Raw genomic sequence first — 24477 nt, 5'->3', positions numbered from 1 at the left:
CGCTTTCGCGAGCAAGCTCGCTCCCACATTGGGTTTTGTGTGCTGCGGGGGATCAGGCGTCGTTTTCGTGAGTCAGTTCAAGGACGCGGTCGACCAGTTTGTTAATCCCCGACGCCGCTTCACTGATGTTCTGCGCCAGCATGTAAGCCGGGGTCGTCACCAGTTTGCGCGCCTTGTCTTCGATGATTTCCGTCACCGCACAGTCTTCGTGGGTGGCGCCCATCTTGTTCATCGCCGTGGCGGTGTCGGCGTCGTTGCCGATGGTGCAGGTTACGCCCGGGCCGTAGATCTTCGCGGCCAATGCCGGCGAAATGCACATCAGACCGACGGGTTTGCCTGCTTCGGCAAATGCCTCGGCCAGCGCCAGCACTTCAGGCTGCACAGTGCAGCCAGCGCCTTCGACGGCGAAATTGGACAGGTTCTTCGCCGCACCAAAACCGCCGGGCACTATCAGCGCATCGAAGTCGTCGACGTCGGCTTCGCGGATGTCTTTGATGTTGCCGCGAGCAATGCGCGCCGATTCCACCAGCACGTTACGCGACTCGGGCATTTCTTCGCCGGTCAGGTGATTGATCACGTGCAATTGCGCAATGTTCGGTGCGAAGCACTGCACCTGCGCACCGCGTTGGTCGAGGCGCAGCAGGGTGATGACGCTTTCATGGATTTCGGCGCCGTCGTACACGCCACTGCCGGACAGGATCACTGCAACTTTTTTGCTCATGGGTTTCTCTCCAGATTCATGGCGCTAAATGTCCACTAAATTGTCGCGCGTTGCCATAGGCCCAAGTGGCGGCTGCACCTGTATGGAGCGCTTTCTACATGGATCGCAACGACGGCGGGGTGTTCATTATTTGGGGTTGCCTGCGGCGTAACGAGCGGGAGATTTTTGGCGTGACAACCCCGCTGGCGAACTTGAATGCCCCAGAGTAGCGAGGATAAAAGTGATCTGTCTGACTGAAAGGGTCGGCCAGCCCGCTCAGTGCTGGCGGGCTGTAGCAAGTCGCCAGCGAGTTACTCGGCTGGCGTCTTCGGTTCGGCAGCCTTGGACGCTTCGTCTTGACTCAGCAGTGCAGCTTTCGCGGCTTGCTCGTCGGCGTAAACCTGCTTGGCCAATCGCGCATTCTTGAAGCGGCGGCGTAGCCACAGGCCAACGCCAAGAATCAGCAGCGCACCGAGTACCCACAACTCGTACTTCTTGATGCTGCCGAGCATGCCTTCCAGTACCGCACCGAAGTGATAAGCGGCGGCAGCCAGTGCGGTCGCCCAGATCGCCGCACCGATGCCGTTGAGCAGCAGATAACGTCCCGGCGGATAACCCGACAAACCGATCGCCACCGGCATCACCGTGCGCAAGCCATAGACGAAGCGGAAGCTCAGCACCCAGATGTCGGGATGCTTGCGGATGTGCTCCAGCGCGCGGTCACCCATCATCTGCCAGCGCGGTTTGCGCGCCAGCAATTTGCGCCCGTGCTTGCGGCCGAGGAAGTACCACAGCTGATCGCCGGCATAGCTGCCGCAGAACGCCACAACCACCACCAGGTTGATGTCCATGTATCCACGGAACGCGAGGAAGCCCGCGAGCACCAGAATGGTTTCGCCTTCGAAGAACGTGCCGAGGAACAAGGCAAAGTAGCCAAAGTCATGCAGAAATTGTTGGAGCATTGTCTGGGTGCTGGCGAAATGAACGCGCAGCCTAACCCTTCGGACACATTCATGAAAGTGTCCAAATGTGTCTCGACGTGAACAATTCCTACACTGAGAATGGAATGCGGCTACCTGTCACAGGTCTCACACAACTGTCATCTGTTCGTCATAATGGCCGTCTATAACTGTCACGCTCGCCCGTTTGCGCGGGCTCAGGAGTCTGCCGTGAGCTTTACCCCCGCCAATCGTCTGTTCCCTGCCACACGCCTGCGGCGCAATCGTCGTGATGATTTTTCGCGTCGGCTGGTGCGGGAAAATGTGCTGACAGTCGATGACCTGATCCTGCCGGTGTTCGTGCTCGACGGTGAAAATCGCCGCGAAGCCGTGGCTTCGATGCCCGGGGTAGAGCGGCTGACGATCGATTTGCTGCTCGAAGAAGCGGCCAAGTGGGTGGAACTGGGGATTCCGGCGCTGGCGCTGTTCCCGGTCACTCCGCCCGAGCTGAAATCCCTCGACGCCGCTGAGGCCTGGAATCCCGAAGGCATCGCTCAGCGCGCCACCCGCGCTCTGCGTGAGCGTTTCCCTGAGCTGGGCGTGATCACCGACGTCGCGCTCGATCCGTTCACCACCCACGGCCAGGACGGCATTCTCGACGAAGAAGGCTACGTACAGAACGACATTACCGTCGACGCGCTGGTTCGTCAGGCGTTGTCCCATGCTGAAGCCGGCGCGCAGGTGGTGGCTCCGTCGGACATGATGGACGGTCGCATTCAGGCGATCCGCGAAGCGCTGGAAATCGCCGGCCACGTCAACGTGCGGATCATGGCTTACTCGGCCAAGTACGCCAGCGCCTATTACGGCCCGTTCCGCGATGCGGTCGGTTCGGCGTCGAACCTAGGCAAGGCCAACAAGGCCTCGTATCAGATGGACCCGGCCAACAGCGACGAAGCGCTGCACGAAGTCGGCGCCGACTTGTCTGAAGGCGCGGACATGGTCATGGTCAAACCCGGCATGTCGTATCTGGACATTCTTTTCCGGGTAAAAGATGCCTTCAAAGTGCCGACCTTCGTCTATCAGGTTAGCGGCGAATACGCCATGCACATGGCGGCGATCCAGAATGGCTGGTTGAGCGAGGCGGTGATTCTCGAATCACTGACCGCCTTTAAACGTGCCGGCGCTGATGGCATCCTGACTTACTTTGCTGTCCGCGCCGCTCAATTGTTACGAGAGCAGAAATAGCCCTCCCAGGAACATTCAATGAATACCGAAGGACTCACGGAAGTTGCAGTAAAAGAAGCTCAACCGGTGGTCGAGCAAATCACCGAGACCCCGCCGGAACTGGAGCCTGCGCCACCCGCGCCAGTCGCCGAACCTGTCGCGGCTGCACCAGTGATTGCGATACCAGGCCTGGATGACAGCAGCCTGTACATCCACCGTGAGCTTTCGCAACTGCAATTCAATATCCGCGTGCTGGAACAGGCACTGGACGAGTCCTATCCGTTGCTGGAACGCTTGAAGTTCCTGCTGATCTTCTCCAGCAACCTCGATGAATTCTTTGAGATTCGTGTCGCCGGCCTGAAGAAGCAGATCACCTTCGCCCGTGAACAGGCCGGTGCCGACGGTTTGCAACCGCATCAAGCGCTGGCGCGGATCAGCGAGCTGGTCCACGGTCACGTTGACCGTCAGTACGCGATCCTCAATGACATCCTGTTGCCGGAGCTGGAAAAGCATCAGGTGCGCTTCATCCGTCGCCGCAACTGGACGGTCAAGCTCAAGACCTGGGTGCGCCGCTATTTCCGCGACGAGATCGCACCGATCATCACCCCGATCGGCCTCGATCCGACGCACCCGTTCCCGTTGCTGGTGAACAAGAGCCTGAACTTCATTGTCGAGCTCGAAGGTATCGACGCCTTCGGTCGCGACTCCGGTCTGGCGATCATCCCGGCGCCGCGCTTGCTGCCACGGATCATCAAGGTGCCGGAAGAAGTCGGCGGCCCGGGCGACAACTATGTGTTCCTGTCGTCGATGATCCACGCCCACGCCGATGACCTGTTCCAGGGCATGAAGGTAAAAGGCTGCTACCAGTTCCGTCTGACCCGAAACGCTGACCTGGCGCTCGACTCCGAAGATGTAGAAGACCTGGCCCGCGCCCTGCGTGGCGAGTTGTTCTCGCGTCGTTACGGTGATGCGGTGCGTCTGGAAGTCGCTGACACCTGCCCGAAACACCTCTCGGACTACCTGCTCAAGCAGTTCAACCTGAGCGAGAGCGAGCTGTATCAGGTCAACGGCCCGGTCAACCTGACGCGGCTGTTCAGCATCACCGGTCTGGACAGCCATCCGGAGCTGCAATACACGCCGTTCACCCCGCAGATTCCGAAACTGCTGCAGAACAGCGAAAACATTTTCAGCGTGGTCAGCAAGCAGGACATCCTGCTGCTGCACCCGTTCGAGTCGTTCACCCCGGTGGTCGACCTGCTGCGTCAGGCCGCCAAAGACCCGCACGTTCTCGCTGTGCGTCAGACCCTGTACCGCTCCGGCGCCAACTCCGAGATCGTCGATGCACTGGTGGATGCCGCGCGTAACGGCAAGGAAGTGACGGCGGTCATTGAGCTGCGTGCGCGGTTCGACGAAGAATCCAACCTGCAACTGGCCAGCCGCCTGCAAGCGGCCGGTGCGGTAGTGATTTACGGTGTGGTTGGCTTCAAGACCCACGCCAAGATGATGCTGATCCTGCGTCGCGAAGCCGGCGAGATCGTGCGTTACGCGCACCTCGGCACCGGTAACTACCACGCCGGTAACGCCAAGCTGTACACCGACTACAGCCTGCTGACTTCCGACGACGCCTTGTGCGAAGACGTCGGCAAACTGTTCAGCCAGTTGATCGGCATGGGTAAAACCCTGCGCATGAAGAAGCTGCTGCATGCGCCGTTTACCCTGAAAAAGGGCATGCTCGACATGATTGCCCGCGAGACCCAGTTCGCCGTCGAAGGCAAACCGGCGCACATCATTGCCAAGTTCAACTCGCTGACCGATCCGAAGATCATTCGCGCGCTGTACAAGGCCAGCCAGTCCGGTGTGCGTATCGACCTGGTGGTGCGCGGCATGTGCTGTCTGCGTCCGGGGATTGCCGGGGTTTCGCACAACATCCACGTGCGCTCAATCATCGGTCGCTTCCTTGAGCACACCCGCGTGTTCTACTTCCTCAATGGCGGCGACGAGCAGATGTTCCTCTCCAGCGCCGACTGGATGGAGCGCAACCTCGACAAGCGCGTCGAGACTTGCTTCCCGGTGGAGGGCAAGAAGCTGCTGACCCGGGTGAAAAAAGAGCTGGAGTTGTATCTGACTGACAATACTCATAGCTGGAGCTTGCAGTCGGATGGCCGTTACATTCGCAATACGCCAACCGGTAACCAGAACCCGCGCAGTGCGCAGGCGACGTTGCTGGAGCGGTTGGGCAGCCCGATTTTGCCGGTGAGCAGCTAAAGCCAAGAGCAAGAGCCCCTCACCCTAACCCTCTCCCAGAGGGAGAGGGGACTGACCGTGTTGGATAGGCGAGTTACGTCGACCTGAGAAATCGAGTCGAACTCAGGCTTCGAAGCCAACGGAGATCGGCTCCCTCTCCTTCGGGAGAGGGCTGGGGTGAGGGGCAGGCCCACCTCCCATCTCAAAACCGAACCCAATAAAAAAGGCGATCCCTGCGGATCGCCTTTTTCGTACCTGAAATTCCTTGTAGGGGGGATTTGCGGTGTATCAGTGGACAGTAAGCACAATCCCCACCCGCGTCAGCCAATCCGCCTCAAGCCCGAAATCCGCCTGAGTCAGCTGATTTTCGTCCAGCCAGTTCTCCGGGAACTCCACATCCAAAGTATTGCCCTTAGCGTGCAACACCACCTGCGGCATCGCCTGTGTCCCACGAATGTGGTGGAACAGGATCGCAAAGCGCAGCAGCACGCACAGGCGAATCAGCTTGTCGCCGTCGTCACCGAAATCGGCAAACTTGTCCTTGGGAATGTTGCGGCGGTGGCCGCGCACCAATAGCGCGAGCATCTGTTGGTCTTCGCGGGAGAACCCGGCAAGGTCCGAGTGTTCGATCAGGTAGGCGCCGTGCTTATGGTAGTGATAGTGCGCGATATCGAGGCCGACTTCGTGCACTTTCGCCGCCCAGCCGAGGAGTTCGCGCCAGATGCCGTCATCCAACTCCCAGTCCACCGCGACCTGATCGAACGCGTGCAAGGCTTTGCGTTCAACTCGCGCGGCCTGTTCCAGATCGACGTGGTAGCGCTCCATCAGCGAGGTCAGGGTGCGTTCGCGCACGTCTTCGTGATGATGGCGGCCGAGCAGGTCGTAGAGCACGCCTTCACGCAGCGCGCCGTCGCAGTGATCCATGCGTTGCAGTTCGAGGGCGTCGAAAATCGCTTCGAGAATCGCCAGACCCGCCGGGAAAATGGTCCGGCGATCAGGCTTGATGCCTTCGAAATCGATCTTGTCGACGTCACCGAGCTTGAACAGGCGGCGCTTGAGCCAAGCCAGGCCTTCGGCGTTCACTTCGCCGGTGCCGTGGCCGCCGGCCTTCAGCGCCAGGCCAATGGCGCGGATGGTGCCTGAGGAGCCGATGGCCTCATCCCAGGTCAGCCGATGCAGAGCGTGTTCGATGCTCATGATCTCCAGCCGTGCCGCCGTGTACGCCTGGGCGTAGCGGGCCGGGGTGATCTTGCCGTCCTTGAAGTAACGCTGGGTGAAGCTGACGCAGCCCATTTGCAGACTTTCGCGCAGCAGCGGCTCGAAGCGCTGGCCGATGATGAATTCGGTACTGCCGCCGCCGATGTCGGCGACCAGACGTTTGCCCGGGGTGTCGGCAAGGGTGTGCGACACGCCCAGATAAATCAGGCGCGCTTCTTCACGGCCGGAGATGACTTCCACCGGGTGGCCGAGGATTTCTTCGGCGCGGTGGATGAATTCGAGGCGGTTGCGCGCTTCACGCAGGGCGTTGGTGCCGACGATGCGCACGGCGCCCAGCGGCATACCGTTGATCAGTTGGGCAAAGCGCTTGAGGCAATCGAGGCCACGCTGCATCGATTCTTCGTTGAGCTTGCGCTCATCGTCGATGCCGGCGGCCAGTTGAACCTTCTCGCCGAGGCGCTCGAGAATGCGGATTTCGCCGTTCTGGGCCTTGGCCACGACCATGTGAAAGCTGTTCGAGCCCAGGTCGATTGCGGCGATCAGGGACAGATTCTTGGCTTGGGATTGCGGCATGGTCAGGGGGTCTCGGTCGATAACCTCGACATCGTGCCACGATCAAACGCTGGCGCCAACGCGCATGGTTCAAACCGTTGATTCAGCGCAGAAGTCTGGAGATCGCGGCGCGGCCATTCGCGAGCAAGCTCGCTCCCACAGGTGACCGCATTCCAATGTGGGAGCGAGCTTGCTCGCGAAGAGGCCATCACTGCATCAGAAGATCTTCAGGCTGTCGCTTCGACGGTGCCAATAAAGTTCGCCAGCTCCGCCGTCTGCGGATTGGCAAACAACACCTTCGGATCCCCCACCTCATGCACCTTGCCATGGTGCATGAACACCAGTTTGTCCCCGACCTCGCGGGCAAAGCGCATTTCGTGGGTGACCATGATCAGCGTCATGCCTTCCTTGGCCAGTTGCCGCACCACGCTGAGCACTTCGTTGACCAGTTCCGGGTCGAGCGCCGAGGTGATCTCGTCGCAGAGCAGAACCTTCGGCGACATTGCCAATGCCCGGGCAATCGCCACGCGCTGCTGCTGACCGCCAGAAAGTCGATCCGGGAACGCATCAAACTTTTCCCCAAGACCCACGCGCTCGAGCATCTCGCGCGCCAGTTCAGCCGCTTTGGCTTTCGGCACTTTCTGCACCACTTGCGGCGCGAGCATCACGTTTTCGCCGACGGTCAGGTGCGGGAACAGGTTGAATTGCTGAAACACCATGCCGACTTTCTGCCGCAGGCTGCGCAGATCGGCGCGGGCGGCGTCGAGGTATTCGCCATCGACTTCGATCACGCCGTCGTTGATTGACTCCAGACCATTGAGCGTACGCAGCAGGGTGGATTTGCCCGAGCCGCTGCGGCCGATGATCGCCACGACCTGGCCTTCCTCGACGCTGAGGTCGATGCCTTTGAGCACGTGGTGATCGCCGTAGTATTTATGCAGGGCGGAAATTCTAAGCAGAGGCATGCAGTCTCCTTTCCAGGTAGCGCGCACTGAGGGACAAGGGGTAGCAGAGCAGGAAGTAGCCGAGGGCGACGAGGCCGTAGACCATGAACGGTTCGAATGTGGCGTTGGCGAGCATGCCGCCGGTCTTGGTCAGCTCGGTGAAGCCGATGATCGAGGTCACGGCGGTGCCTTTGACCACTTGCACCGAGAACCCCACGGTCGGCGCCACGGCAATGCGCAGCGCTTGCGGCAGGATCACGTAGCGCAGTTGCTCCAGCGGATTGAGCGCCAGACTCGCCGAAGCTTCCCACTGGCCATGCGCGATCGAATCGACGCAGCCGCGCCAGATCTCTGCCAGATAGGCACTGGTAAACAAGGTCAGGGCAATCGCTGCGGCCATCCACGGCGAGATTTCGATCCCGGCCAGGGCCACGCCGAAGAACACCAGAAACAACTGCATCAACAGCGGCGTGCCCTGGAACAGTTCGATCCAGGTGCGGGCGATGCTGCTTGGCAGAGAGTTTTTCGAGATGCGCATGATCAGGATCAGCAGCCCGACGATCCCGCCGCCAATGAACGCCACCAGCGACAACGCGAGCGTCCATTGCAGGCCGACGAGCAGGTTGCGCAGGATGTCCCAGAAGGTGAAATCGCTCATGCTCGGCTCCTGCTGATGTAGCGGCGACCGATCCAGTTGAGCACCTGGCGGATCAGCAGCGCCATGCACAGATAGATCAGCGTGGTCAGCGCATAGGTTTCAAAAGCGCGGAAGTTGCGCGACTGAATGAAGTTGGCGGCAAAACTCAACTCTTCGGTGGCGATCTGCGAACACACCGCCGAACCGAGCATGACGATGATGATCTGGCTGCTCAGGGCCGGCCAGACCTTGCCCAGCGCCGGCAGCAAAACCACATGACGGAACGCTTCGAAGCGGGTCATCGCCAATGCCGCTGCGGCTTCCAGCTGTCCGCGCGGGATTGCTTGAATACCCGCACGGATGATCTCGGTCGAATAGGCGCCAAGGTTGATCACCATCGCCAGCACCGCCGCTTGCCACTCGGAAATCTGCACGCCCAGCGACGGCAAACCGAAGAAGATGAAGAACAACTGCACCAGAAACGGCGTGTTGCGGATCAACTCGACGTAGACGCCGAAAATCGCCGAGAACGGGCGGATGTTCCACGCCCGCACCAGCGCCCCGACAATCCCCACGCTAACCCCGAGCAACGCGCCGATGGCGGTCAGCTCAAGGGTGAATAGTGCCCCGCGCAGCAACAGGTCGGTGTTTTCCACCACCGGCATGAAATCGAACTGATAAGCCATGAAAATCTCCCGCGCAGTCGATCAGAGATCGGCCGGCAGCGGCTCTTTCAGCCAGGTCTGCGAGTTCTTTTCCAGTGCGCCGTCAGCCTTGGCGGTGGTCAGGATGTCGTTGACCTTGGCCAGCAGCGCCGCTTCGTTCTTGTTCACGCCGACGTAAACCGGCGAATCCTTGAGCTTCACTTTCAGCGCGGGCACACGTTTCGGGTTCTTCTCGCTGATCGCGACCATCACCACGTTGCCGCTGGCGATCAGGTCGACCTGGCCGGCGAGGTAGGCGGCGATGGTCGAGTTGTTGTCTTCGAAGCGTTTGATGGTCACGCCTTCTGGGGCGACTTTGCTCAGTTCGATGTCTTCGATGGCGCCACGGGTGACGCTGATGGTCTTGCCTTTGAGGTCATCGAGGCTGGCGATGGCGGCGTCTGGCGGGCCGAACACGGCGAGGTAGAACGGTGCATAGGCGCGGGAGAAGTCGATGACTTTCTCGCGCTCGGGGTTTTTGCCGAGGCTGGAAATCACCAGGTCGACTTTGCCAGTGGTCAGGAACGGGATGCGGTTGGTGCTGTTGACCGGGGTCAGCTCGAGTTTGACCTTGAGTTGCTCGGCCAGCAGTTTTGCCGTGTCGATATCGAGACCGCGCGGTTTCATGTCCGGGCCGACCGAGCCGAAGGGCGGGAAGTCCTGAGGTACAGCGACTTTCAGCGTGCCGCGTTTGACCACGTCGTCGAGACCGTCGGCGTGAGCGGGAGCCTGGCTGAGCAACAAAGAAGAAAACAGGGCGGCGAGGAGGGCGCTGTAACGCTTGGTCATGAACAATCTCCGGATCGGCGGGAAGTGATTTCTGCGATCGGACAGAGCATGGGCCGTGCCAATACGCGGTTTTCGTCCCGGCAGGCCATGGTTTTAGCGGGTTTGTTCGGTCTTACTGGTCTGAACAGTCAGGTTGTTTTTCGCACTGCTATCGCGCATCGACCCGCCGAACCGAACCCCGCTGGGGCACGACTTGCCGGACTCGGCGAATAGCTTTACAACTAGCCGCACATTGGCCTGACGCGTCTGAAAAACCATGAATTCGATTTCCCGTGCGGTACCCGAAGTGGCGCTGCAAGCGATCCGCAAACTGATCACCGAGCAGGGCTTCGGTCCGGGCGATGCCTTGCCGTCGCAACGGGATCTGGCGTTGCAACTGGGCGTCAGCCGGGCGTCGTTGCGTGAGGCGCTGTCGTCGCTGAGTGCGTTGGGTGTGGTCAGTATTCAGCCAGGCAAAGGCGTGTTCGTGCAGGCACCAGTGGAGTTGTCGCGCGGCGACAGCGCGCCGGGCTGGTCATTTGCTGCGCAGGCGTCGCCGCTGGATATCTTTCAGTTGCGCTATGCGCTCGAAGGGTTTGCCGCCGGGCTGGCGACGGTGACGTTGAGTACCTTCGATCTGGATGCGCTGGAAGACAATGTCGCGGCCATGCGCGAGCAATTGAAGGTCGGTGACTTTGAAGCAGCGGCGAAACTCGACTTCGAATTCCACCGGCGCATTCTATTGGCCAGCGGCAATCAGGCGATGCTGAACATCCTCACCGCCAGCGCCGAGATGTTCCTGGAGAGCCAGAAACTACCGTTCATCCGCGCCGAGCGCGCCATGGAAACCTGGCAGGAACACCGCAAGATCCTCCGGGCTCTCGCGCGCCGGGCGTCGGGTGCGGCGCAAAAAGCCATGCAGGAACACGTGCGCAACGCCGCCCTGCGTACCGGAATTTCCTTCATTGCCCCCGCCACCGCGTGACTTGAGCTATACCCAAACTCATCGAGTGCCATAGCAAGACTCAATCAACTGCGGCTTCCTGAACAGGGGAAGGGCGGCTATGATGGGCCACGTTTTTTTGCTTACAACCTGGAGAATTCCATGAGCAGCGATCTTATCAAACACGTTAGCGACGCTAGCTTCGAAGCCGACGTACTCAAGGCCGAAGGCGCTGTCCTGGTCGATTACTGGGCTGAATGGTGCGGTCCTTGCAAAATGATCGCTCCGGTACTGGACGAGATTGCCGAGACTTACAAAGGCAAGCTGACCGTTGCCAAACTGAACATCGACGAAAACCAGGAAACCCCTGCCAAGCACGGCGTGCGTGGTATCCCGACGCTGATGCTGTTCAAGAACGGCAACGTTGAAGCGACCAAAGTCGGCGCCCTGTCGAAGTCGCAACTGGCTGCTTTCCTCGACGCCAACATCTAAGCGTCGCTGTAAAGTGCCTGAAAAAAAGCCCCGCAATTAGCGGGGCTTTTTGCGTATTCAGGGCTAGACGCTCCGAAACTCAGGTGGTACATTCGGCCCCGCACTGGTTTCTCCATTGCCCCCTGCTAGCCGTCGCCGACGCACTCCTTTTCGAATTAGTTCGCGATCCTGTCGCCTTCTCTGCGGCGCGGCCTCATTAAGCCAAAAGCTTAATTTCCCCCCCTCCATAAATGATTACGTCATTCCTATATGAATCTGACTGAACTCAAGCAAAAGCCGATTACCGAACTGCTCGAATTGGCCGAACAGATGGGCATAGAAAATATGGCCCGTTCGCGCAAGCAGGACGTGATTTTCTCCCTGCTGAAAAAGCACGCGAAAAGCGGCGAGGAAATCTCCGGTGATGGCGTGCTGGAGATTCTCCAGGACGGCTTCGGCTTCCTGCGCTCCGCTGACGCTTCCTACCTGGCCGGCCCGGACGATATCTACGTCTCGCCAAGCCAGATCCGCCGCTTCAACTTGCGCACCGGTGACACCATCGTTGGCAAGATCCGCCCTCCGAAGGAAGGCGAGCGGTATTTCGCCCTGCTCAAGGTCGACACGATCAACTTCGATCGTCCCGAGAACGCGAAAAACAAGATTCTCTTCGAGAACCTGACCCCGCTGTTCCCGACCGTGCGCATGAAGATGGAAGCCGGCAACGGTTCCACCGAAGACTTGACCGGTCGTGTGATCGACCTGTGTGCCCCGATCGGCAAAGGCCAGCGTGGTCTGATCGTTGCACCGCCGAAAGCCGGTAAAACGATCATGCTGCAAAACATCGCAGCGAACATCGCCCGTAACAACCCTGAAGTTCACCTGATCGTGCTGCTGATCGACGAACGTCCGGAAGAAGTGACCGAAATGCAGCGCACCGTGCGCGGCGAAGTGGTTGCCTCGACCTTCGACGAGCCGCCGACCCGTCACGTGCAGGTTGCCGAAATGGTGATCGAGAAGGCCAAGCGCCTGGTCGAGCACAAGAAAGACGTGGTGATCCTGCTCGACTCCATCACCCGTCTGGCCCGTGCCTACAACACCGTGATCCCGAGCTCCGGCAAGGTATTGACCGGTGGTGTCGATGCCCACGCCCTGGAGAAGCCAAAGCGTTTCTTCGGTGCTGCGCGTAACATCGAAGAAGGCGGCTCGCTGACCATTATCGCCACCGCGCTGGTTGAAACCGGTTCGAAGATGGACGAAGTGATCTACGAAGAGTTCAAGGGTACCGGCAACATGGAGCTGCCTCTGGATCGCAAGATCGCCGAGAAGCGCGTGTTCCCTGCCATCAACATCAACCGCTCCGGCACCCGCCGCGAAGAGTTGCTGACTGCTGACGACGAACTGCAGCGTATGTGGATTCTGCGCAAGCTGCTGCACCCGATGGACGAAGTGGCGGCCATCGAGTTCCTGGTCGACAAGCTGAAAACGACCAAGACCAACGACGAGTTCTTCTTGTCGATGAAGCGCAAGTAATACGTAAGCGGTTTGAAAAAGAACGCCCCGAAAGGGGCGTTTTTTTTGCGCCGGATTATTTGTGTCTGGATTGAAATGTACGCTGCTGATAACTTTCGCGCTTTCCAGGGACGCTGTATCCAAAAAGAGAAAGGTTTTTCATGCACACGTTTGGCAATCGCCGTGATATCGACGGATTACGGGCACTGGCGGTTATTCCTGTCGTACTGTTTCATTTCGGATTCAGTACATTCAGTGGTGGTTTTGTCGGGGTGGACGTCTTTTTCGTCATTTCCGGGTTCCTGATCACCACCATTCTGTTCCGTGAAATCAGCGCACAGCGCTTCAGTTTCATTGATTTCTGGGCGCGCCGTGCCCGTCGCATCATTCCTGCGCTGAGCGTGGTCATGCTGGTCACGTTGGCGCTGGGCTGGCTGTTGCTGACGGCCAAGGATTTCTCCGAGCTTGGGCGAACAGTGCGCTATCAGTCATTGTTCATCTCCAACATCCTGTTCATGCGTGAGGATGGCTACTTCCAGCCGGCCTCCGATCTGAAGCCGCTGCTGCATACCTGGTCGCTGGCGGTAGAAGAGCAGTACTACATCTTCTTTCCACTGCTGATGGCGGTGCTGATCCGTTATGTCCGGCATTGGCGCTGGATGTTGTTCGCGGCGTTGCTGGTGTCGTTTGGCTTGAATATCGCGTATATCGAACACAAACCGGAATTCACCTTCTTCTCGCTGCCGACCCGGGCCTGGGAGCTGCTCTGCGGCGCGATGCTCGCGGTGACGCCGGCGCCGAAGCAGGCGGTGCGCCCGTGGTTGTATCAAACGGTTGGCATCGCGGGTCTGGCTGCCGTGCTGTTTGCGGTGTTGACGTTCGACAAATCTACGGTGTTTCCGGGCTGGGCGGCGTTGCTGCCAGTACTGGGTACCACGGCATTGATCTGGTCGGGTGCGCAGGGTCAGAGCTGGACCGCGCAACTCTTGAGCCTGCGGCCGTTGGTCTGGGTCGGGTTGCTCTCCTATTCGCTGTACCTGTGGCATTGGCCGGTCTTTGTCTACGCCAACGCGATTTCCATCGACGGTATTCAGCCTGTCGAGGCGTTCGCCTGGATGGCCATGGCGCTGGGACTGGCGTGGCTGAGCCTGCGCTACGTCGAGTTGCCGTTTCGGGAAAAACGCCTGCTGGCCGGGCGTAACGCCATATTGGCTGGGGCTGTGGCTGCGATTGTCGTGTTGGTGGCGACGGGCTCGGCGATCCGTTCAGCTGACGGTGTGCCACAACGGCTGACCGGCAAAGCGCTGGAATATGCACAGTCGAGGGAATGGCGCGCCGGGCAGATGAAGTGCATGTTGGTCACCCAGGACAAGTCGCTGGACAAGGCGTGCCTGGTAGGTGGTCGCGAGGATGTCCCGGCCACGCAATTGTTCTGGGGCGACAGCCACACCGCTGCGTTGCTGCCGGCCATCGAAAGCAATGCCCGCCGCGAAGGACGTCCGGTGTGGCTGTACAGCATGAGTGCCTGCCCACCGATTCTGAGCGATGATCCGCGTCAGCGTTGCAAAGACTTCAACGAACAAACCATGGAGCGTGTGCGCAGTCTGGGTATCAAGGACGTAGTGCTGGCCTCGAACTGGAGCCTTTATGTGTACGGCCGTGAAGACGGCGATAAAAAAGTACTGCTCAACGCTCACGACACTACTGCCCAGGCCGAGCAACGCATGGCCGCAGCACTCAAGGCGCGAGTGGCTGCGCTGAGAGCAGCGGGCGCGCAAGTCTGGTTGTTCAAAGAAGTGCCTTTACAACGTAAAGGCATCATCAACCGGTTGACCAGTCTGGCGCGCATCGGGCGTTCGGCCGAAGGGCTGGGCCGTCCGCTTGAAGAGCATCTGGCGCGACAGCAGTTCCTCAGTACCTTGTTCGACGCCATGAGCGCCGCCGATCCGGGGGTTCACGTGATCGATCCAACACCGCTGATGTGTGCGAACGGAATCTGCAGTATCGAGGTCAATGGTCATTCGCAGTACAAGGATGAGGATCACCTGTCGGATGCCGGCAGTGCCCGACTGAGCCCGCTGTTTGCACCGCTGCTGCTGGGCACGAGCCACAATTGAGCGATGCCGGTGCCTGACGGGCTGCTGTTTGCCCGTCAGAGCAGGTAGGATGTACGCCTATTTTGAGGGTGCCATCGTCAATGAAATTCAAGGATCTTCGGGATTTCGTGCAGCAGCTTGAGCAGCGCGGAGAGTTGAAACGCATCCAGATTCCCGTCTCGCCGGTGCTGGAGATGACCGAGGTGTGCGACCGTACGCTGCGGGCCAAGGGCCCGGCGCTGCTGTTCGAAAAACCGACTGGCTACGACATTCCGGTGCTCGGCAACCTGTTTGGTACGCCTGAACGGGTGGCCATGGGCATGGGCGCCGAGTCGGTCAGCGAGCTGCGTGAAATCGGCAAGCTGTTGGCCTTCCTCAAGGAGCCGGAGCCACCGAAGGGCTTGAAAGACGCGTGGTCGAAACTGCCGATTTTCCGCAAGATCATTTCGATGGCGCCGAAAGTCGTCAAAGACGCGGTCTGCCAGGAAGTGGTCATTGAAGGCGACGACGTCGACCTCGCGATGCTGCCGGTGCAGACCTGCTGGCCCGGCGACGTCGGTCCGCTGATCACTTGGGGTCTGACTGTCACAAAAGGCCCGAATAAAGAACGCCAGAACCTCGGCATCTACCGTCAGCAAGTGATCGGCCGCAACAAGGTGATCATGCGCTGGCTCAGCCACCGTGGCGGCGCGCTGGACTATCGCGAATGGTGCGAGAAGCATCCGGGTCAGCCGTTCCCGGTGTCGGTGGCGCTGGGCGCAGATCCGGCGACCATCCTCGGCGCGGTGACGCCAGTGCCGGACAGCCTCTCCGAATATGCATTCGCGGGCCTCTTGCGCGGTAACCGCACCGAACTCGTCAAGTGCCGGGGCAACGACTTGCAAGTGCCGGCCACTGCCGAGATCATTCTCGAAGGTGTGATCCATCCGGGCGAAATGGCCGATGAAGGCCCGTACGGCGACCACACCGGTTATTACAACGAAGTCGACAGCTTCCCGGTGTTCACCGTCGAGCGCATTACCCACCGGATCAAGCCGATCTACCACAGCACCTACACCGGCCGTCCGCCGGATGAGCCAGCGATCCTTGGCGTGGCGCTGAACGAAGTGTTCGTGCCGATCCTGCAGAAGCAGTTTCCGGAAATCACCGATTTCTACCTGCCGCCGGAAGGCTGCTCGTACCGCATGGCCATCGTGACCATGAAGAAGTCGTATCCGGGGCATGCCAAGCGCGTGATGCTCGGTGTCTGGTCGTTTTTGCGACAGTTCATGTACACCAAGTTCGTTATCGTCACCGACGACGATATCAACGCCCGTGACTGGAACGACGTGATCTGGGCCATCACCACGCGCATGGACCCCAAGCGCGACACGGTGATGATCGATAACACGCCGATCGACTACCTCGACTTCGCCTCGCCGATTTCCGGCCTGGGTTCGAAAATGGGCCTCGATGCCACCCACAAGTGGCCGGGCGAAACCACTCGCGAGTGGGGTCGTGTGATCGTCAAGGACGACGCCGTCACCCAACGGATCGATGCCATCTGGAATCAGTTAGGAATAGATTGATGCGTGTAACCCTGCAGCCCTCCGGAGCAGTGCTTGAGATACAGCCCGGTGAGCGGATTCTCGATGGCGCGCGGCGCCTGGGCTACGAATGCCCGCAAAGCTGCCGCAACGGCAATTGTCATGTGTGTGCGGCGCTGCTGGTTGAAGGTAGTGTCGCGCAGGACGGCAAGGTGCATGACCACGGCGAGTTCTACACTTGCATAGCCGAGCCACTGGAAGACTGCATCCTGCTGTGGGATGGCGTGCTCGCGCTGGGAGAACTGCCGGTGCGCAGCCTGTCATGTCAGGTCATCGAATGCCGCGACGTCGGCGGCGACACCTGGCGCGTGCGTCTGCGTGCGCCGGCGGGCAAGCCACCGCGCTATCACGCCGGGCAGTATTTGATGATCGAGCGCGAGAATGGTGAGAAATCAGCATTCTCCATGGCCTCGGCACCGCACGGCGGGCGTGATCTGGAAATCCACGTACTGGCGCGCGAAGCCAGTGCACTGAGCCTGATTGAACAGCTGCAACGCAACGCGATGGTGCGGGTCGAGCTGCCATTCGGTGATACGCATCTGGCCGAGCTGCCGGATGGGCCGCTGGTGCTGGTCGCCGCCGGTACCGGCATGGGCCAGATTCACGCCCTGATCGAGCACTGCCGCGCCAACGGCTTCAAGCACCCGGTGCATCTGTACTGGGGCGTGCGCCGCCCAGAAGATTTCTATGAGATCGAACACTGGGACGAATGGCTGAAGTTGCCCAACCTGTTCCTGCACAAAGTCGTCAGTGATCAATGCGGTTGGGAAGGGCGCTGCGGCATGCTGCACGAGGCGGTCTGCGAGGACTTCCCTGACCTGAAACCGCTGCACGTCTACGCCAGCGGCTCGCCGGCCATGGTCTACGGCACACTCGACGCCTTGGTCGAAGCTGGGATGGATGCCCATCAAATGCGCGCCGATGTGTTCGCGTACGCCCCTCGTTCCTGAATTCGTTATAACTCTCTATATAGCCGATCGGTATTTATCTAATTGCATAAATACCGCTAGGTTATATATCAATCAGGCAATCAATTAAGAACTGTGCCATGGCACTCAAATTGCCTTAAAACATATGTGCCTTATTGTTACAGCGGTGCGTTCTATTAAGTAATTCTTCACCCGCGGGGAGCTGAACGCTATTCGCCATGAGCGCCATTGAAAACGCTTTTCTGAATTTGAATTACCCTCCGCGGCTCGATCTTGGGCCGCAGCTGACGCATGAACAACTTCTCGCTTCCATGCAATCGACCATGGCGCGCCACAAGGGCGGGCCGGTGTGGCTGTTCGCCTACGGTTCGCTGATATGGCGCCCGGAATGTTCGGCGGTGGAGCGGGTTCGCGGGCGCGTGCATGGCTACCATCGCGGCTTGTACCTGTGGTCCCACGAGCACCGCGGTACGCCGGAAATGCCGGGACTGGTGTTTGGTCTGGATCGTGGCGGTTCGTGCAGCGGCTTCGCTTATCGCTTGCCGGAAGACAATCTCGATGCGGCGCTGTACGCGTTGTGGAAACGCGAGATGCCGGTGCCATCCTATCGGCCACACTGGCTCAACTGCCGTCTTGCCGACGGTAGCCAGGTGCAGGCCTTGGGATTCGTTTTGGAGCGACACCTGCCCAGCTATGCCGGCAACTTGCCGGATCACGTGCTGAGCCAGGTGTTCGCAAGCGCTTGCGGGCGTTACGGCACCACTCGCGATTATGTCGAGCAGACCGCCCACGCCCTGCGCAGCCACGCCATGCCAGACCGTAATCTGGAGGCGCGGCTCAAGCGCTGTAAATCACAAAGCGATCAAGCGACTGCTTCACGGCTCTGACTGGCGACTTGCTTGTGCCATAGCGTCGGGGCGAGGAAGGCCATCGCCAGCAGGCAAGCGCCCACCAGCAGGACGAAACCGCCGTCCCAGCCGAAGTGGTCAACGGTGTAGCCCATCGCCGCACTGGCCGCGACCGAACCACCCAGATAGCCGAACAGGCCGGTGAAACCCGCAGCCGTGCCGGCGGCTTTCTTCGGCGCCAGTTCCAGCGCCTGCAGACCGATCAACATCACCGGGCCGTAGATCAGGAAGCCGATCGAAAACAGCGCGATCATGTCAACGGTCGGGTTGCCGGCCGGGTTCAGCCAGTAAACCAGGGTCGCCACGGTCACCAGCGCCATGAACACCATACCGGTCAGGCCACGGTTGCCACGGAATATCTTGTCCGACATCCAGCCGCACAGCAGCGTGCCGGGAATGCCCGCCCACTCGTAGAAGAAGTAAGCCCACGAAGTTTTATCGACGGTGAAACCCTTGGCTTCTTTCAGGTAGGTCGGCGCCCAGTCCAGTACGCCGTAGCGCAGCAGGTAAACGAAAACGTTAGCCATGGCGATGTACCAGAGCATTTTGTTGCGCAGCACGTATTTGACGAAGATTTCCTTGGCACTGAATTCGTCTTCGTGGCTGGCGTCGTAGCCTTCCGGGTAATCGTTCTTGTACTTCTCGATGGGTGGCAGGCCGACCGATTGCGGGGTGTCGCGCATGGTGATGAAGGCAAATACCGCCACGCCCAGCGCCACGGCTGCCGGTACGTAAAACGCTGCATGCCAGTCGTTGAACAAGCCCATGCCGAGCAGGAACAGCGGGCCGATCAGGCCGCCGCCAACGTTATGCGCCACGTTCCACACTGAAACCACGCCGCCGCGTTCCTTCTGCGACCACCAGTGCACCATGGTCCGGCCACTTGGCGGCCAGCCCATACCCTGGGCCCAGCCGTTGATGAACAACAGAATGAACATCATGGTCACGCTGGACGTTGCCCAAGGTGCGAAACCGAAAATGAACATCACCCCGGCCGACACCAGCAGGCCGAACGGCAGGAAGTAGCGCGGGTTGGAACGGTCGGACACCAGGCCCATGAGGAATTTCGACAAACCATAAGCAATGGCGATCGCCGACATCGCCAGGCCCAGATCGCCGCGGCTGTAGCCTTCGTCGATCAGGTACGGCATGGCCAGGGAGAAGTTTTTGCGCAGCAGGTAATAACCCGCGTAGCCAAAGAAAATACCGGCGAAGATCTGCCAGCGCAGGCGTCGGTACGTGCTGTCTATTTTTTCTTCAGGCAATGGAGCCTGATGTGCGGCAGGACGAAAGAAAGCAAACATTCAAGAGCTCCAGATTTCTTGTTTTGACTGCGGATGCGAATGTTACAGTTTCGTTACCGAAAATAGCACCGGTTCGCATCGAGCAAATAGCGGAAAATGTTGGAAGTCGCGCGTTCCTTTACGAACCTGTCGCTCAGCTGTAAGAACAGGGCGTTTTTGTGGCGGTCGGGACGTTGTGACTTAGACTCGCGATCTACAGATCGACTGATTTCGCGAGATAAACGATGACCCCGAAAGTTCGCGGGCTATTGCCCAGACTGTTGATGGTTGCTGTTGTGGCTGCTTCAGTGCTGGTGTTGAGCTTCGCGCAGGGTTCTGCAGCGCCAGGCCTGCGCAATGTCACCGTATTGATCGTCCGCCATGCGGAAAAGCCTGAGGTGGGCCGTGAACTCAATGCCCGGGGCGAACAGCGCGCCGTTGCCTACGCGGACTATTTCACCTCGTTGCAACTGGACGACCAGACACTCACGCCCCAACGCCTGATCGCTACCGCCGACAGCCCGGAAAGCATCCGACCGCGTCAGACACTGATTCCGCTGTCCCAGCGCCTGCAATTGCCCATCGAACAGCCGTTTGCCAATAACGACGTCGACAATCTGGTCAGTTCGCTGCGCAAGAGCAATCAGGCGAAAACCGTGCTGATTGCATGGCACCACAGCCATATCAACAAACTGATTGCCGCCTTCGGCGGTGATGGCCCGATGCTGATCGGCCAGCCGAAATGGCCGGTCGATGTTTACGATTGGCTGATCGTTCTGCGCTTCGATGACAAGGGAAAGCTTGTTGAGTCACAGAGCGAAAAGGTTCAGGAACATCTGATGCCGGGCGACATTGCGGCGTCGCCCGGTCGTTGAAGAGTCTCAGCGAACCTGCACCACCACCTTGCCGACAGCCTTGCGCTGGCCAAGATCATTGATCGCCTGCGCCACATTGCTCAGCGGATAGACCTGCGACACCAGCGGTTTCAACTTGCCCTCGGCAAACCAGCCGAATAACTGCTGGAAGTTCGCCGCGTTGTCTTGCGGCTGGCGCTGGGCGAAGGAACCCCAGAACACGCCGAGCACCGCCGCGCCTTTGAGCAGGGCAAGGTTGACCGGCAGCTCCGGAATCCGACCGCTGGCGAAGCCGACCACCAGCAGACGACCATTCCAGGCGATGGCGCGGATGGCTTGATCGAAGAGATCGCCGCCGACCGGGTCGTAAATCACATCGGCACCCTGGCCGTCGGTGAGGCGTTTGATTTCGTCCTTGAGGCTGGTTTCGCTGTAGTTGATCAACTCATCGGCGCCGGCAGCTTTGGCCACCGCCAGTTTCTCCGCGCTGCTGGCGGCAGCGATGACGCGGGCGCCCATGGCTTTGCCGATTTCCACCGCCGCGAGGCCGACGCCACCGGATGCGCCAAGCACCAGCAGGGTTTCGCCTGCTTTCAGATTGGCGCGCTGTTTGAGCGCGTGCATCGAGGTGCCGTAGGTCATGCTGAAGGCGGCAGCGATGTTGAAATCCATCGACGGCGGAATCGGCAGCACGTTATAGCCCGGCACCGCGACCTGTTCGGCAAAACTGCCCCAGCCGGTCAGGGCCATAACGCGGTCGCCGACCTTGAGGTGACTGACCTTTTCCCCGACTTCGCGCACCACGCCAGCCGCCTCGCCACCGGGTGAGAACGGGAAGGGCGGCTTGAATTGGTACTTGCCCTCGATAATCAGCGTGTCCGGGAAGTTGACCCCGGCGGCGTGCACGTCCAGCAGGATTTCGTTCTTCTTCGCGACAGGGCTGGCGACGTCTTCCAGCACCAGCGATTCGGCAGGGCCGAAGGCTTTGCACAGCACGGCTTTCATCAGGGCTATTCCTTTGGGAGTGATGGCCGATAAGTGTAGGTGTGTCAGTCAACGGGTCAACGAGCATGCCCGGCCCTGATAGTCAGCCATAAGCTTGTGCTTGCGCGGCGGGTCGTTATGCTAGGCCGCAAACCGGATAAGGAGCGAATTGTGAAAGCGTGGATCATGTTGTTGCTGGCCCTGTCTCTGCCTGTGGCAGCGCTGGCCGAAGAAGCCAAAGAAGGCGAGGCGCCGAAGGTAAGCTACATCACCCTGAGCCCGCCGTTCGTGGGCAACTACGGGCTGGACGGCACGCCGAAGCTCAAGGTCTACAAGGCCGATGTGGCACTGCGTGTGACCGGTGAAGAGGCGAGCAAACTGGTCAAGGCCAACGAACCACTGATCCGCAATCAACTGGTGGCGCTGTTCACTCAGCAGACCACCGAGGCGATGGGCAGCATCGAGGGTAAAGAGAAGCTGCGTCAGGAAGCGTTGAAGCAGACCCAGCAAGTGATGAATGACGAGACCGGCAAGCCGGTGGTTGAAGATCTGTTGTTCAACAACCTGATCATTCAGTAAGTCATTTGTTGTCCGGGCGGGCCTCTTCGCCAGCAGGCTCGCTCCTACAGTTGGAATGCGTTCCCCTGTAGGAGTGAGCCTGCTCGCGATGGCAATGTTTCAGGCGACATTTCCCTCAGGGTTTAAGCGCAATCACCGCAGCCCACTGCTCCGCCGTCACCGGCATCACCGACAACCGCGAGCCCTTCTGCACCAACGGCATCTCGGCCAACTCGGTCTGCTGCTTCAGATAATCCAGTTTCAACACCCGGGCAAACGTCTCGACGTGTTCGACATCGATCGCACTCCAGGCATTTTTCTCCGGAGTAGCCTTGGGATCGAAGTAATGGCTCTCCGGTTCCAGTGCGGTGGGATCCGGGTACGCCGCCTCGATAATCTTGCCAATCCCGGCAATTCCCGGCTCCGGGCAGCTGGAATGGTAGAAAAAGAACTCGTCGCCCACCGCCATCGCCCGCAGAAAGTTACGCGCCTGATAGTTGCGCACCCCGTCCCAGCGCGCTGTGCCAAGTTTTTCCAGGCCTTTGATCGAAAGTTCGTCGGGCTCGGACTTCATCAGCCAATAGGCCATGGTTTTTTGCTCCTGAAACGGTCATTGGGCAGGTTGTCGGGCAATTTTATGACAAACCGACAGTCGGTTGACGTCAGCGTTTGCGCACAGGTTCACGTTGCCGCAAAATGCCGGCCTTTAAAGCTTGACGCTGCTGCACGGCCTACAAACGGAAACCGCTGCTGTCATCGTGATGATGTGCCTTGAGGGGGGCAATCGATGAAACGCAAACCGGATTTACTATGGACTTTGGTAATTTTGTTTGGCTTGGGTGTCGTGACCACCGGTTACGCGCAGAGCCTGTGGTCGAACAAGGCCGATGCGCCGATTGAAGTCGCGCAACAGGTTCAACAGTCGACCGCTTTCAAGCGCTGAAACTGCTTTCTCGACGCCGCTGTTCCGTGCGGCGTCCTATCCCGCGAAATACCACGCCTTATCGGTGACCGTGCCTTGCAACGGTACATCCCAGCTTGCTTGCGCCAAGCGTTCGACCTTCTGACATTCATGAGCCAGCCCTAATAGCGTCGGCTTGCGCCAGTTCTGGCGCCGGGCCAGATACGCGAGGCTGCGATCGTAAAATCCGCCGCCCATCCCCAGGCGTCCGCCGACGTCGTCAAAACCCACCAGCGGTAACAACACCAGATCCAGCGCCCAGACCTTGCGTTGCCTGGCCAGATTGGCCCGCGGCTCAAGAATGCGAAAGCGATTGGCTTTGAGCTTCTCGCCGGGGCGAATGCGCTGGAAGACCATTTTGGTTCGCGGCCAGGCACTGAGCACTGGCAGGTACGTGGCTTTGCCTCGGCGCTGGGCTTCACGCAGCAGCAGGCGCGGATCGATTTCACCGTCGGTGGGCAGGTACAGGGAAATGTGTTTCGCCCGACGAAAGTGCGGGTCTTGGGCCAATTGCCGGAACAGGCCTTTGGCCGCTTGGCGTTGCTCGCCCGGCGTGAGCGCGCGGCGCGCCTTGCGCAGCAGGCGACGAAGTTGCGGGCGGGGCAGCAGCGCGGGTTCGGTCATGGTTCGGCTTCGGCAGGTTGGACGAAAACGTACGCATAAAAAATCCGATGTCGGCATTCACCGACATCGGATTCGAATCAGGCTCCCCGGATGAACCGCTGTCAACTTAGCCCTTGAACCCGAAAGTTCAAGGTGGAAGATGCAGTAGACTTTAAGGCTTTCCGTCTGGCGGACATGCACACCAGCCCAACGTGCAACTTCCAGGGTAGTGCGAATCGGCTCAGGGACATCGTCAACTGGCAAGCACCCCAGGGAGTGCGGCGAGTATACCTCAAGCGGCCTGGCGAATCAGCCCTTGCTGATGTCCGGATCGTCGGCGAGCACCAGATCGACACGATCGAGCAAGTCACGCACCTGTTCACGGGTCGAACCGCTGGCCTGGATATCCGGGCGCTCTTCTTTGTGCAAGAGGTCATGGGTGATGTTCAGCGCGGCCATCACGGCGATACGGTCGGCACCAATGACTTTGCCGCTGCTGCGGATCTCGCGCATCTTGCCATCCAGATAACGCGCGGCGCTGACCAGATTGCTGCGTTCTTCCTGCGGGCAGATGATCGAATACTCTTTGTCGAGGATCTGCACGGTGACGCTATTGCTTGAACTCATGAGTCTTGCTCCAGGGCCTTGAGGCGCGAAATCATCGATTCGACCTTACGCCGGGCGATTTCGTTTTTTTCAATGAGGTGAGCGCGTTCCTCGCGCCAGGTCTTTTCCTGAGCTAGTAAGAGTGCATTTTGACTCTTTAGTTGCTCGACTCGGCCAATCAGCAGTTCGAGTCTGGCCATCAGCGCTTGCAGGTCGGTGTCTTCCATTGTGTCCACTGAGTTGGAGTCTGTCTGATG

General features: G+C 59.6%; 25 protein-coding genes and 1 other RNA gene. 12 read left to right on the top strand and 14 right to left on the bottom strand.

Features of this window, described 5'->3' with window-relative positions; genetic code table 11:
* Window positions 1-52 precede the first annotated feature (52 nt).
* Complete coding sequence (gene elbB, locus HUW52_RS29850) at window positions 53-721, bottom strand: isoprenoid biosynthesis glyoxalase ElbB (RefSeq protein ID WP_016985900.1); 669 nt, start codon at window positions 719-721, stop codon at window positions 53-55.
* A gap of 290 nt (window positions 722-1011) precedes the next feature.
* On the bottom strand, window positions 1012-1662 hold the full coding sequence (locus HUW52_RS29845; protein ID WP_175555602.1) for a DedA family protein: 651 nt from the start codon (window positions 1660-1662) through the stop codon (window positions 1012-1014).
* Window positions 1663-1869: 207 nt separating this feature from the next.
* Here HUW52_RS29845 and hemB point away from each other — a divergent pair, with 207 nt between their 5' ends.
* Window positions 1870-2883: a porphobilinogen synthase gene (gene hemB / locus HUW52_RS29840; RefSeq protein WP_175555601.1), complete on the top strand. Its 1014-nt coding sequence runs from the start codon at window positions 1870-1872 to the stop codon at window positions 2881-2883.
* An 18-nt stretch (window positions 2884-2901) separates the two neighbouring features.
* Window positions 2902-5127 (top strand): polyphosphate kinase 1, encoded by a 2226-nt coding sequence (gene ppk1, locus HUW52_RS29835; RefSeq protein ID WP_175555600.1) that lies wholly within the window; start codon window positions 2902-2904, stop codon window positions 5125-5127.
* A gap of 267 nt (window positions 5128-5394) precedes the next feature.
* Here ppk1 and ppx read toward each other — a convergent pair whose 3' ends face one another.
* The 5 genes from ppx to HUW52_RS29810 form a co-directional block, all read right to left on the bottom strand.
* Window positions 5395-6897, bottom strand: coding sequence for an exopolyphosphatase (ppx, locus tag HUW52_RS29830; RefSeq protein WP_016985904.1), 1503 nt, complete (start codon window positions 6895-6897; stop codon window positions 5395-5397).
* Window positions 6898-7103: 206 nt separating this feature from the next.
* A complete protein-coding gene (locus HUW52_RS29825) occupies window positions 7104-7841 on the bottom strand; it encodes an amino acid ABC transporter ATP-binding protein (protein WP_007911148.1) in 738 nt (245 codons plus the stop codon).
* Window positions 7828-8478, bottom strand: coding sequence for an amino acid ABC transporter permease (locus HUW52_RS29820; protein ID WP_175555599.1), 651 nt, complete (start codon window positions 8476-8478; stop codon window positions 7828-7830). The genes HUW52_RS29825 and HUW52_RS29820 overlap by 14 nt, the downstream gene beginning before the upstream one ends.
* Window positions 8475-9143 carry an amino acid ABC transporter permease gene (locus HUW52_RS29815; RefSeq protein WP_175555598.1) on the bottom strand — a complete coding sequence of 223 codons (669 nt, stop codon included), beginning with the start codon at window positions 9141-9143 and terminating at the stop codon, window positions 8475-8477. The genes HUW52_RS29820 and HUW52_RS29815 overlap by 4 nt, the downstream gene beginning before the upstream one ends.
* A 21-nt stretch (window positions 9144-9164) precedes the next feature.
* Window positions 9165-9950 (bottom strand): transporter substrate-binding domain-containing protein, encoded by a 786-nt coding sequence (locus HUW52_RS29810; protein ID WP_016985907.1) that lies wholly within the window; start codon window positions 9948-9950, stop codon window positions 9165-9167.
* A gap of 256 nt (window positions 9951-10206) precedes the next feature.
* On the opposite strand from HUW52_RS29810, the gene HUW52_RS29805 reads away from it, so the two are divergent.
* The 7 genes from HUW52_RS29805 (at window position 10207) to HUW52_RS29775 (ending at window position 18350) form a co-directional block, all read left to right on the top strand.
* Entirely contained in the window at window positions 10207-10914 is a 708-nt protein-coding gene (locus HUW52_RS29805) for a FadR/GntR family transcriptional regulator (RefSeq protein ID WP_016985909.1), read from the top strand.
* Between the two features lie 120 nt (window positions 10915-11034).
* A complete protein-coding gene (gene trxA, locus HUW52_RS29800) occupies window positions 11035-11364 on the top strand; it encodes a thioredoxin TrxA (protein WP_003206727.1) in 330 nt (109 codons plus the stop codon).
* Window positions 11365-11613: 249 nt separating this feature from the next.
* A complete protein-coding gene (gene rho / locus HUW52_RS29795) occupies window positions 11614-12873 on the top strand; it encodes a transcription termination factor Rho (protein WP_003229334.1) in 1260 nt (419 codons plus the stop codon).
* 140 nt (window positions 12874-13013) lie between these two features.
* Window positions 13014-14969: an acyltransferase family protein gene (locus HUW52_RS29790; protein WP_175555597.1), complete on the top strand. Its 1956-nt coding sequence runs from the start codon at window positions 13014-13016 to the stop codon at window positions 14967-14969.
* Between the two features lie 80 nt (window positions 14970-15049).
* Window positions 15050-16516, top strand: coding sequence for a 4-hydroxy-3-polyprenylbenzoate decarboxylase (ubiD, locus tag HUW52_RS29785; RefSeq protein ID WP_034151998.1), 1467 nt, complete (start codon window positions 15050-15052; stop codon window positions 16514-16516).
* Window positions 16516-17484 carry a CDP-6-deoxy-delta-3,4-glucoseen reductase gene (locus HUW52_RS29780; RefSeq protein ID WP_034151997.1) on the top strand — a complete coding sequence of 323 codons (969 nt, stop codon included), beginning with the start codon at window positions 16516-16518 and terminating at the stop codon, window positions 17482-17484. Before ubiD ends, HUW52_RS29780 begins: the two co-directional genes overlap by 1 nt.
* A 197-nt stretch (window positions 17485-17681) precedes the next feature.
* Window positions 17682-18350 (top strand): gamma-glutamylcyclotransferase, encoded by a 669-nt coding sequence (locus HUW52_RS29775; RefSeq protein WP_175555596.1) that lies wholly within the window; start codon window positions 17682-17684, stop codon window positions 18348-18350.
* On the opposite strand, the gene glpT is transcribed toward HUW52_RS29775, so the two are convergent.
* On the bottom strand, window positions 18326-19675 hold the full coding sequence (glpT, locus tag HUW52_RS29770) for a glycerol-3-phosphate transporter (RefSeq protein ID WP_016985912.1): 1350 nt from the start codon (window positions 19673-19675) through the stop codon (window positions 18326-18328). The two genes, HUW52_RS29775 and glpT, sit on opposite strands and share 25 nt — an antisense overlap.
* Before the next feature lie 224 nt (window positions 19676-19899).
* On the opposite strand from glpT, the gene HUW52_RS29765 reads away from it, so the two are divergent.
* The gene (locus tag HUW52_RS29765; protein ID WP_175555595.1) at window positions 19900-20529 is read left to right on the top strand and encodes a flagellar basal body-associated protein FliL; all 630 of its coding nucleotides are present in this window, start codon (window positions 19900-19902) and stop codon (window positions 20527-20529) included.
* Window positions 20530-20535: 6 nt separating this feature from the next.
* Here the strand turns inward: HUW52_RS29765 and HUW52_RS29760 are convergent, their stop codons facing one another.
* Window positions 20536-21513, bottom strand: a complete 978-nt coding sequence (locus HUW52_RS29760) for an NADPH:quinone oxidoreductase family protein (protein WP_175555594.1) — start codon at window positions 21511-21513, stop codon at window positions 20536-20538.
* Window positions 21514-21663: 150 nt separating this feature from the next.
* On the opposite strand from HUW52_RS29760, the gene HUW52_RS29755 reads away from it, so the two are divergent.
* Entirely contained in the window at window positions 21664-22071 is a 408-nt protein-coding gene (locus HUW52_RS29755) for a flagellar basal body-associated protein FliL (RefSeq protein WP_026000663.1), read from the top strand.
* 115 nt (window positions 22072-22186) lie between these two features.
* Here HUW52_RS29755 and HUW52_RS29750 read toward each other — a convergent pair whose 3' ends face one another.
* Window positions 22187-22639 (bottom strand): EVE domain-containing protein, encoded by a 453-nt coding sequence (locus HUW52_RS29750; protein ID WP_175555593.1) that lies wholly within the window; start codon window positions 22637-22639, stop codon window positions 22187-22189.
* Window positions 22640-22837: 198 nt separating this feature from the next.
* Between HUW52_RS29750 and HUW52_RS29745 the strand changes: the two genes are divergently transcribed.
* On the top strand, window positions 22838-22993 hold the full coding sequence (locus tag HUW52_RS29745) for a hypothetical protein (RefSeq protein WP_016985917.1): 156 nt from the start codon (window positions 22838-22840) through the stop codon (window positions 22991-22993).
* A 36-nt stretch (window positions 22994-23029) separates the two neighbouring features.
* Here HUW52_RS29745 and HUW52_RS29740 read toward each other — a convergent pair whose 3' ends face one another.
* The 4 genes from HUW52_RS29740 to HUW52_RS29725 all read right to left on the bottom strand — a co-directional run bounded on the left by HUW52_RS29740 (window position 23030) and on the right by HUW52_RS29725 (window position 24447).
* Window positions 23030-23635 (bottom strand): 5-formyltetrahydrofolate cyclo-ligase, encoded by a 606-nt coding sequence (locus HUW52_RS29740; protein ID WP_016985918.1) that lies wholly within the window; start codon window positions 23633-23635, stop codon window positions 23030-23032.
* 79 nt (window positions 23636-23714) lie between these two features.
* A non-coding RNA gene (gene ssrS / locus HUW52_RS29735) (6S RNA) lies at window positions 23715-23893 on the bottom strand.
* A gap of 30 nt (window positions 23894-23923) precedes the next feature.
* A complete protein-coding gene (locus HUW52_RS29730) occupies window positions 23924-24241 on the bottom strand; it encodes a cell division protein ZapA (protein WP_007967943.1) in 318 nt (105 codons plus the stop codon).
* Complete coding sequence (locus HUW52_RS29725; RefSeq protein WP_007911197.1) at window positions 24238-24447, bottom strand: TIGR02449 family protein; 210 nt, start codon at window positions 24445-24447, stop codon at window positions 24238-24240. The genes HUW52_RS29730 and HUW52_RS29725 overlap by 4 nt, the downstream gene beginning before the upstream one ends.
* Window positions 24448-24477: the final 30 nt, after the last annotated feature.

The sequence above is a fragment of the Pseudomonas sp. 43A genome (assembly GCF_013363935.1).
Classification (GTDB): Bacteria; Pseudomonadota; Gammaproteobacteria; order Pseudomonadales; family Pseudomonadaceae; genus Aquipseudomonas; species Aquipseudomonas crudilactis.
This window is presented reverse-complemented; position numbering and strand designations above follow the sequence as displayed.

Excerpts from the sequence above, each read along its gene's own strand:
- elbB (WP_016985900.1), bottom strand. The coding sequence starts at position 721 with ATGAGCAAAAAAGTTGCAGTGATCCTGTCCGGCAGTGGCGTGTACGAC.
- HUW52_RS29845 (WP_175555602.1), bottom strand. The coding sequence starts at position 1,662 with ATGCTCCAACAATTTCTGCATGACTTTGGCTACTTTGCCTTGTTCCTC.
- ppk1 (WP_175555600.1), top strand. The coding sequence starts at position 2,902 with ATGAATACCGAAGGACTCACGGAAGTTGCAGTAAAAGAAGCTCAACCG.
- ppx (WP_016985904.1), bottom strand. The coding sequence starts at position 6,897 with ATGCCGCAATCCCAAGCCAAGAATCTGTCCCTGATCGCCGCAATCGAC.
- HUW52_RS29825 (WP_007911148.1), bottom strand. The coding sequence starts at position 7,841 with ATGCCTCTGCTTAGAATTTCCGCCCTGCATAAATACTACGGCGATCAC.
- HUW52_RS29820 (WP_175555599.1), bottom strand. The coding sequence starts at position 8,478 with ATGAGCGATTTCACCTTCTGGGACATCCTGCGCAACCTGCTCGTCGGC.
- HUW52_RS29815 (WP_175555598.1), bottom strand. The coding sequence starts at position 9,143 with ATGGCTTATCAGTTCGATTTCATGCCGGTGGTGGAAAACACCGACCTG.
- HUW52_RS29810 (WP_016985907.1), bottom strand. The coding sequence starts at position 9,950 with ATGACCAAGCGTTACAGCGCCCTCCTCGCCGCCCTGTTTTCTTCTTTG.
- HUW52_RS29805 (WP_016985909.1), top strand. The coding sequence starts at position 10,207 with ATGAATTCGATTTCCCGTGCGGTACCCGAAGTGGCGCTGCAAGCGATC.
- trxA (WP_003206727.1), top strand. The coding sequence starts at position 11,035 with ATGAGCAGCGATCTTATCAAACACGTTAGCGACGCTAGCTTCGAAGCC.
- rho (WP_003229334.1), top strand. The coding sequence starts at position 11,614 with ATGAATCTGACTGAACTCAAGCAAAAGCCGATTACCGAACTGCTCGAA.
- HUW52_RS29790 (WP_175555597.1), top strand. The coding sequence starts at position 13,014 with ATGCACACGTTTGGCAATCGCCGTGATATCGACGGATTACGGGCACTG.
- ubiD (WP_034151998.1), top strand. The coding sequence starts at position 15,050 with ATGAAATTCAAGGATCTTCGGGATTTCGTGCAGCAGCTTGAGCAGCGC.
- HUW52_RS29780 (WP_034151997.1), top strand. The coding sequence starts at position 16,516 with ATGCGTGTAACCCTGCAGCCCTCCGGAGCAGTGCTTGAGATACAGCCC.
- HUW52_RS29775 (WP_175555596.1), top strand. The coding sequence starts at position 17,682 with ATGAGCGCCATTGAAAACGCTTTTCTGAATTTGAATTACCCTCCGCGG.
- glpT (WP_016985912.1), bottom strand. The coding sequence starts at position 19,675 with ATGTTTGCTTTCTTTCGTCCTGCCGCACATCAGGCTCCATTGCCTGAA.
- HUW52_RS29765 (WP_175555595.1), top strand. The coding sequence starts at position 19,900 with ATGACCCCGAAAGTTCGCGGGCTATTGCCCAGACTGTTGATGGTTGCT.
- HUW52_RS29760 (WP_175555594.1), bottom strand. The coding sequence starts at position 21,513 with ATGAAAGCCGTGCTGTGCAAAGCCTTCGGCCCTGCCGAATCGCTGGTG.
- HUW52_RS29750 (WP_175555593.1), bottom strand. The coding sequence starts at position 22,639 with ATGGCCTATTGGCTGATGAAGTCCGAGCCCGACGAACTTTCGATCAAA.
- HUW52_RS29745 (WP_016985917.1), top strand. The coding sequence starts at position 22,838 with ATGAAACGCAAACCGGATTTACTATGGACTTTGGTAATTTTGTTTGGC.
- HUW52_RS29740 (WP_016985918.1), bottom strand. The coding sequence starts at position 23,635 with ATGACCGAACCCGCGCTGCTGCCCCGCCCGCAACTTCGTCGCCTGCTG.
- HUW52_RS29730 (WP_007967943.1), bottom strand. The coding sequence starts at position 24,241 with ATGAGTTCAAGCAATAGCGTCACCGTGCAGATCCTCGACAAAGAGTAT.
- HUW52_RS29725 (WP_007911197.1), bottom strand. The coding sequence starts at position 24,447 with ATGGAAGACACCGACCTGCAAGCGCTGATGGCCAGACTCGAACTGCTG.